Here is a 5,689-nt window from a genome sequence, read left to right as displayed (position 1 = left end):
CTTATCTCCTAGTTTATTCTTCTGTTTTTAGGCGCGGACACTGTTCAAGAATTACGCTGAGCGCCTGATTTCTTATCTGTTCATTTGGAAAAACCATAGTGATTTTTGCTCCGCTTTTTGTCAAAATTTCGAGATGTCTGAAATCGACATTTGTCGTTTCTTTTTGTTTTTCGTAGCTAAGTGTTGGCAACGAGAGAATGTTTTCGTATTTTATGGCGGTTGTGTCGCTGATTATCATATTTTCGTAAATGCCGTTTATTCCGCTGTTAACGACTTGTTTTGACGCAATGCTTGAACCTAAAAGCGCTGTCAAAATAAAAATTACCGAAAGATAAAGCTGGAAATTTCGGAATGGAATTACTCCGAGCAAAAGCGCGCAGACTGCAAAGGTCAAAATTGAACGCAAAGGAAAGTCTGACCTTAATGCCATTTTTAATTCGCCGCATTCACTTTTTAATTTTTTAATTTTGAATGGAATTGAAATAATAAGCGCGGCAAAAATGCAGTAGCCGGCGATTGTAAATGCGATTGTTAAGTTTTTTACGTCCATATTTTTTCCTTTTGATTAAAATTGTCTTAGCCTTTTGAGTTTACCTTTTTTAGCCAGAGTTTTAAAGTTTTTTTTGCGCTTTCAAAGGCAAGGTTTGCGTTGTCTATATCTTCTTCTTTTTGAATTAAAATCTTTTTTAAGCCGGCGACTTCGCTTTTTTGTGCGGAAAATTTTGTATTTTCTGGTAAAAGTGCTTCAAAAAAAAGGTCGCAGGTTTTGTAGGTGATATTTTTGTATTCGTAGGTGTTTGGAAAACTGCAAAGATATTTTAATTCCGCAGGTTTGGCCCCGATTTCTTCCATACATTCGCGGATACAGGCTTGTTCGGCTGTTTCGTCCGGATCTACAAATCCTCCCGGAAAAGCGAGAAAGCCTTTTTTGGGTTCTTTTGCACGTTCTTCCAAAAGAATTTTGTTTTCTTTGTCGCAAATTATTAAACCGACGGCGCTTGCAACGTTGTTGTAAAGGTCAAAACCACAGTCCTGGCATAGCCATTTTCTGTTTTTGACATTTTTTATGTTTTTGCTTCCGCAGTTTGGGCATAAATTAAAATCGTTCATAAAATCTCCCATAAAATTTTTATGTTTTGGTTTAATAATATAAAATCTCAAAATTGCAGAATTTTTTGAATCCTGTTTTTTCGTAGACTTTTATTGCAGCTGTATTTTCTGTTTTTACAAAAAGCGTGCATTTTTTTGACTGTGCGGCGAATTTCTGGCTTACAGTGTTTAAAAGCGCTTTTGCAAGTCCGCAGTTTCTGTATTTTGGAATCGTAAAAATTCCGCCTAAAAGAACATAATTTTTTCCTTGAGCGCTTACGGTTAGTTTGCAAAGCGGCATATTTTTGATTTTCCCGATAAAAACTGCTCCTGCATCGACAAAATTTTCAAATTTTGCAAGGCAATGATCTTCGTTAAAAAGTTCTGGTTCAAAGACAACTTCTTCTTTTTCAAATTCAACCTGAAGAGGAAACACTCTTGGAATTTCCTGTTCGGTGCATTTTTCTACAGAAAGCTGGCGGTTCATTCTTGCGAGGTCTTTTGCAGAGTCAAAACGCCCGTTTTCCATTAAAAAATATTCGATTTGAATTTTGGGAGTTTTTCCAAAATGATTTTCGAGAATTTTTTTTAGCATTAAAGTGCCGCTTTTTTCGCCCGAAATGCTAAAAATGTATTTTATTGAATTTTCTTCAAAAAAATTTACAAAGGCGCTTTCGATTTCGTTGCGGTTTTTTCCGTAAACTTCCGGCAGACAGTGGTGAATTGAACTTCCCTGCCACCAGCTGAAAATTCCGTGGATTTCTCCAAAATTTCCTCTTAAAACGTAGATTGATTTTCCTCCGTGGAGAATTTCAGAATAAAGCATGACTGAAAATTTTTCGTAAGGAAGCATGTAACTGAGAATTTCGTTTTTATCAGCATCCTGCATTAGCTCAATAAACATTTTTCCACATATTTTACCGTTAAAATATTAAAAAGACTAGACACGAAATTTTATTTTTTATATACTAAACAAATACGGCGTCTTACCCAAGTGGCTAAGGGAACGGTCTGCAAAACCGTGATTGAACAGTTCGATTCTGTTAGACGCCTTAAAAAGCGGTAGTGATTGCAAAATTACTTCCGCTTTTTTATTTCCGGGAGCCAATGGCAAAGCCTGTTCCCGTTTATATATATGTGCCCTTATGTAGAGTAAGGGCATTTTTTTTTGTATAATCAAAATATGCAAAAAGATTTTTACGACTTTGTTGTGGTTGGTGCGGGTGCGGCTGGTTTGACTGCTGCGCAGTACGGGGCTAGAAGCGGACTTTCTACACTTTTAATTGATTGCGGCGAAACTGGCGGCCAGGCGTTGAATATTTTTAATCTGGAAAATTTTCCGGGTTTTTTCCCATCGGTGAAAGGCTCTACTTTTATTCAGAATATGCTTTCTCAGACAGAGAGTTTTGGCGCAGAAATTCAAAAAACAAAAGTTCTTTCAATAGATAAAATCAAGGGAAAATTTTTGATTGAGACAGAAAATGGCAAAATTTCGGCTTATTCTGTTTTGATTGCAACTGGCGCAGCCCACAAAAGACTTGAAATTCCTGGAGAAGCAGAATTTAGTGGTCGTGGCGTAAGCTATTGCGCAACCTGCGACGGACCTTTTTTTCGAGGCGGAAAAATTATCGTTGTTGGTGGTGGCGACAGCGCGTGCGAAGAAGCATTTTATCTTTCTTCGCTCGCAGAGAGCGTAATTCTTGTTCACAGACGTGGAGAACTTCGTGCTCAAAAAGCAATTCAGCAGAAAATTCAAAAGGTAAAAAATATTTCTATTCTTTATGACACTCAGGTTGAAAAAATTAACGGCAAAGCAAAAGTAAATTCTGTTTTGCTTAAGAACAATATTTCTGGCGAAAAAATAGAACTTTCGTGCGACGCTGTTTTTATTTTTGTTGGAATGAATCCGCGCACAGAGCTTGTAAATATGCTAAAAAAAGACGAAGGCGGTTATCTTATTACAAATTACAAAATGGAAACTGCTGTATCGGGAATTTATGCGGCCGGTGATGTTCGGGCAAAACCTTTCCGGCAGCTTATTACGGCAGCTTCAGACGGGGCAATCGCTGCTCATCAGGCGCACGAATACGTAACATTGCTAAAAAACTCAAAACAGTTAAATTCTAAAAGTGAATAAAAAGATATGATGAAAAAAAAACTTGTCCTTGCTTGCGCATTTTTTGCTTTAATTGCTAGCTTTTGTTTTTCGCAGACAAAAATTCCTGAAGATGCGGATTTTTGGAGCGATTATCCTTCGGAAGAGCTTGCTGATTTTTTGGTCGGAAAAATGAGCAATGACGAACTTTTGAGCCAGATTTTAATGTTTGGCTGGGCAGGCGCAGAACCGAGCGAGCTTTTAATAAAATGGGTTTATGAACGCGGACTTGGCAGCGTAAAAGTTTTTGGCTGGAACACAGACAATACGCAGCTTGTTGCAAGTTCTGTAGCAACACTGCAAAAAAAATCACAGTCTCGGAAACTCCGTATTCCTCTTTTTGTGGCAACCGATCAGGAAGGCGGATGGATTCGTCATGTAAAAGGTGAAACTTCCGAAACTCCTGGCAATATGGCAATTGGCGCAAGCGGTTATCCAATCGACGCTTATTATTCTGGCTATTACATAAGCCGCGAAATCAAGGCTCTTGGAATAAATATGAATTTTGCTCCGACCGTAGACAATTATACAAATTTACAGTCTTCGGTAATCGGCCCCCGCTCTTTTGGCTCAAATCCTGATTTTGTAGGTCAGCTTGGCGCTAGTTTTTCTGCCGGTTCAATTGCGGCCGGAGTTATTCCGACAGCCAAACATTTTCCGGGGCACGGCGATACAAGCCTCGACAGCCACGGAAATCTTCCTCAAATTGACATTGACTACAAAACCCTCGAAAACCGTGAGCTTGTCCCGTTTAAGTTTTTAATTGCCGAAAAAATTCCTGCAATTATGAGCGGTCACTTGAGTTTTCCCAAAATTATTTCAAACGGTGAACCTGCGAGCCTTTCAAAAGTTTTTTTGACCGACATTTTGCGCAATCGTCTTGGCTACGAAGGTTTGATTATTACAGATGATATGATGATGAACGGAGCGACAATGTACGCTGGAAGTTTAAGCCGGGCTTTTCGTCTTGCAATCGAAGCTGGAAACGACATTGTAATTTCTTCTACAACTGCGCGCTGGAATGAAAGTTTGTGGACTTCAAACCTTTCTCTTATGGAATCAAGCACGGCTTTTAAGCAAACTGTCCAAAAAGCCGCAAGACGCGTAATTTTATACAAATTAAATTATTTTAAGAGCAATAATGCCGCTCCTCTTTATCCGGATCCAGCAACACTTGACCAGAAAATTCCGGACAAAGAAGGACAAAAATTCTTTTTAAGCCAGGCTTGCCGTTCAATAACAGCCTACAAATCAGGAAAATGTCTGCCTTTTGCTCCTGACGAAAACGAACGCATTTTGCTTGCTGGCCAGACTCAGTTTCCTGATTTTTTTGAAGAAGCAAAAAAACGTTATTCAAACTGTGCAGAATTCAAATTCGACTACGAAATGGGACCAAATCAGGCAGACTGGATGAGCCGAAATATTCAAACAACTGCAAAAAACTATGACACAATAATAATCTGTGTTGCAAATGAACGCAGCGCAATGATTGCAGAACATTTAAAAAAACTCGGCAAAAAAGTCGTAATAATGTCGGTTCTTTCTCCTGTTCCGGTTTTAAACTGCAAGTGGGCGGATACAATTTTGCTAGGCTACAGTTATTCGCCATACACCTTCAAAGCGCTATTTGGCGCTCTAAACGGAGAATTTGAGGCAGACGGCGAGCTTCCGCTCAATTAAAATCGGGAATTTCTTTTTTCTTCGTGAATTTGTAGTCATTTGCGTGAGTATTCGGCAAAAGTCCTGCGATCCTGTCGTTTTCTTTTTGAAGCTGGAATTTTATCATCATCTTAAAAGCATCCATTAAACTTTCAGGATTTGAGGTCTTTTTAATAAGACCGCTTTCCTGAAATTCCTTTATCAAATAATAGCAGGTTTCGATTGTCGAAACACATTCAGGATGCGGTTCACGCTTAAAAGTAAAAATCGAACGGTATTCGCCGGAAAAACTCAGTTTTGGAAGCGCCATAATATTTGTCGAAAGTTTAATCATTTTTTTTGAACAAAACCACGTTGAATCAATGATAATCGCCAAAAGTTTACGGCCGTTCAATTCTTCCTTAAAACCTGCTTTTTTAGAATTCCAGGCATCCTGGTCAGGATATAGCAAAACTGGAAAAAACTGCGGATCTTGCAAAAGCTCGCACAGCCGTTCATTTTTTGTAAAATCAATGCCCATAATAATTTCAGAATCAATTAAGCCAGCGTGAGCAATTCGTCCAGTTCCAGTGCGCTGCCTTTTAGCTTCTTTCGGATGCATCAAAAAAACAAATTTAATTCCAGGGTCAAAAGGCTTTAAAACTTTGCAGACACAACTATCTTTTGGTCTAAAACATTTGTAACAAAAATCGCGCATTTTGAAATTATAAAAAAAAATCAAACGAAAAGAAACCGCTTTTTATTTTTTTGGGGGAGCACACTTTGCGCTCAAACCGGCTTTTCGCC

General features: G+C 38.6%; 6 protein-coding genes and 1 tRNA gene. 3 read left to right on the top strand and 4 right to left on the bottom strand.

Annotation, left to right across the window (positions count from 1 at the left end; genetic code table 11):
* Positions 1-13: 13 nt before the first annotated feature.
* Genes B2X33_RS04670 through B2X33_RS04660 form a run of 3 tightly spaced genes read right to left on the bottom strand, consistent with a single transcriptional unit; the run spans position 14 to position 1,993 of the window.
* Positions 14-550: a hypothetical protein gene (locus B2X33_RS04670; RefSeq protein WP_296667979.1), complete on the bottom strand. Its 537-nt coding sequence runs from the start codon at positions 548-550 to the stop codon at positions 14-16.
* A gap of 26 nt (positions 551-576) precedes the next feature.
* Positions 577-1,110, bottom strand: coding sequence for an NUDIX hydrolase (locus tag B2X33_RS04665; RefSeq protein WP_296667977.1), 534 nt, complete (start codon positions 1,108-1,110; stop codon positions 577-579).
* 31 nt (positions 1,111-1,141) lie between these two features.
* Positions 1,142-1,993, bottom strand: coding sequence for a GNAT family N-acetyltransferase (locus tag B2X33_RS04660; RefSeq protein ID WP_296017756.1), 852 nt, complete (start codon positions 1,991-1,993; stop codon positions 1,142-1,144).
* A gap of 76 nt (positions 1,994-2,069) precedes the next feature.
* Here B2X33_RS04660 and B2X33_RS04655 point away from each other — a divergent pair.
* The 3 genes from B2X33_RS04655 to B2X33_RS04645 all read left to right on the top strand — a co-directional run bounded on the left by B2X33_RS04655 (position 2,070) and on the right by B2X33_RS04645 (position 4,924).
* Positions 2,070-2,142, top strand: a tRNA-Cys gene (locus B2X33_RS04655).
* Between the two features lie 130 nt (positions 2,143-2,272).
* A complete protein-coding gene (gene trxB / locus B2X33_RS04650) occupies positions 2,273-3,226 on the top strand; it encodes a thioredoxin-disulfide reductase (RefSeq protein ID WP_296017764.1) in 954 nt (317 codons plus the stop codon).
* 9 nt (positions 3,227-3,235) lie between these two features.
* Positions 3,236-4,924, top strand: a complete 1,689-nt coding sequence (locus tag B2X33_RS04645; RefSeq protein WP_296667991.1) for a glycoside hydrolase family 3 protein — start codon at positions 3,236-3,238, stop codon at positions 4,922-4,924.
* Here the strand turns inward: B2X33_RS04645 and B2X33_RS04640 are convergent.
* Positions 4,917-5,600, bottom strand: a complete 684-nt coding sequence (locus tag B2X33_RS04640; protein ID WP_296667974.1) for a tRNA-uridine aminocarboxypropyltransferase — start codon at positions 5,598-5,600, stop codon at positions 4,917-4,919. The two genes, B2X33_RS04645 and B2X33_RS04640, sit on opposite strands and share 8 nt — an antisense overlap.
* Positions 5,601-5,689: the final 89 nt, after the last annotated feature.

This window comes from Treponema sp. UBA785 (assembly GCF_002297065.1).
Classification (GTDB): domain Bacteria; phylum Spirochaetota; class Spirochaetia; order Treponematales; family Treponemataceae; genus Treponema_D.
This window is presented reverse-complemented; position numbering and strand designations above follow the sequence as displayed.